Annotated in this window: 1 pseudogene; it reads left to right on the top strand. The window is 48.1% G+C overall.

Annotated features, from left to right (window positions below):
• Window positions 1-121 precede the first annotated feature (121 nt).
• A pseudogene (locus PY364_RS19380) lies at window positions 122-2,055 on the top strand (hypothetical protein); the annotation flags it as partial.

Below are 2,055 nucleotides of genomic sequence, written 5' to 3'. Positions count from 1 at the left end.
GGGTGCCATCTTCATCCGCACGGGTTCTTTAACCCTCAACAACGCCACCTTCAGCAGCAATACCGCCACTGGGGGCACGGTTATCAATCCCGGCCAAGGCAAAGGTGGTGCAGTTTTTGTGATGCAGTCCACCAGTAACACCAATGGCAACGACCAGGGGATGCCGGCTACGCTACCTACCGTAACAGGGACAAACGTATTTGTTGGTAGTACAGCTAATAGCGCCGCGAACGCAGGTGGTGGCGCTGCACCCGCAGATAACAATAACATCTACGGGCCGAACATCACCTTTAACTCTACTCTCCCCAATGTTGCCATTTCCTCACCCGCCGTTGCCGCAGCCACAGTCGCACCCAGTACAACTAACCTCTTTTACGAATTAGACTTAGCTGTTACCAGTAGCAACACTGTATTTACCGGTTTAACCGCCACGACGGGAGGCACTTATCAAACCACAGACATTGCCACCAACGGCTTCAAACTCTGGTATTCCCCTGATGCTAACTTCGGGAATGGGGATGATGTGCAGTTACAAGCCATTGCACCCGTAGCATCGGGTAGTAACCTGGATTTTAGCAGCGGACTTTCTCAAGCTGTGAACATTTCTCAAGCCATCAATAGCGGAAGTACAGGTCATTTATTCCTCTCTGCTGATATCGCCGCAGCCGCCATTGACGGACGCACCTTGAATTTAGCAGCGCCAACTCTAGCTAATATTTTCGTCATCGGCAACAAAACAGGTACACCCACAGCAGGTAATAACCTGACAATTTACTTTAACGACCAACCCAGTTTCACCGCCACCAACCCCACCGCAGTTAACGAAGATGCTGGAGCACAAACCGTAGCGGGTTGGGCAACTTTCAACGCCGGCGCAGCCAACGAATCCGCCCAAACTGCCACTTATACTGTTAGTAACATCGGTACTCCTGGCTTATTTGCAGTATCGCCAGCAATAGACGCAAACGGGAATCTTACTTACACCCCCGCCGCCGATGCCTTCGGCACTTCCACTTTTGATGTTGCAGTTCAAGATAACGGCGGTACTGCTAACGGCGGTGTTGATACTTCCGCAGTACAAAACTTTACTATTACTGTTAACTCTGTCAATGACAAACCCAGTTTTAGTAACGCTGGCAATCAAATCCTAACAGCTTGGACAAACACAGTTCAAACAGTTAGTAACTGGGCAAATACTGTTATCATCGGCCCCGCCAATGAATCAACTCAAACTGTTAGCAATTACACGGTTAATATTACCAGTGGTGGCGGCTTATTTACCACAGCACCAAGTGTAGCAACCGATGGCACGCTGACTTATACTCCTAATGGTCAACCCGGTACTGCTACTATTGAAGTGCAACTGCAAGATGACGGCGGCACAGCCAATAGTGGTGTCGATCTTTCGGATACGGCTACCTTTAATATCACCATTCCCGTACCAAAAGTTACCCTCAGTGCTAGCACAACTACTGCCAGTGAAGCCGGGACAACAGCTATTACCTTTACCGCTACAGCCGAAGGTAATGTCGTCGGCGATCAAACCATTGATTTAGCATTAACTGGTACTGCGATTGCTGCTGATTTTACTGGTGCTATTCCCACTCAAATAACCATCCCAGATGGGAGTAGTACGGGACAAGTAACTATCACAGTTAATGATGATTTTCTTGCCGAAGGTGATGAAACAGCCACTTTAACAATTAGCAACCCATCAACCGGGATAGGATTAGGAACTACGATTAACCAAAGTGTGACGATTACTGACAATGATACTGCGGGAATTACCGTCACACCCACCACTGGTTTAACCACAACTGAAGCCGGGGGAACCGCTAATTTTACAGTAGTTTTGAATAGTCAACCAACGGCTGATGTTACTATCCCATTAACTAGCAGTAACACCGCCGAAGGTACGGCAGATAAATCCAGTTTAACTTTCACCTCTGCTAACTGGAATGTGGCACAAACAGTCACAGTAACGGGTGTAGATGATTTAGTTGTTGATGGGAATATTGCCTACAACATCTTAACGGCTGCGGCCACCAGTACCGA

Source organism: Kamptonema sp. UHCC 0994 (assembly GCF_029167235.1).
Lineage (GTDB): Bacteria > Cyanobacteriota > Cyanobacteriia > Cyanobacteriales > Microcoleaceae > Kamptonema.
This window is presented reverse-complemented; position numbering and strand designations above follow the sequence as displayed.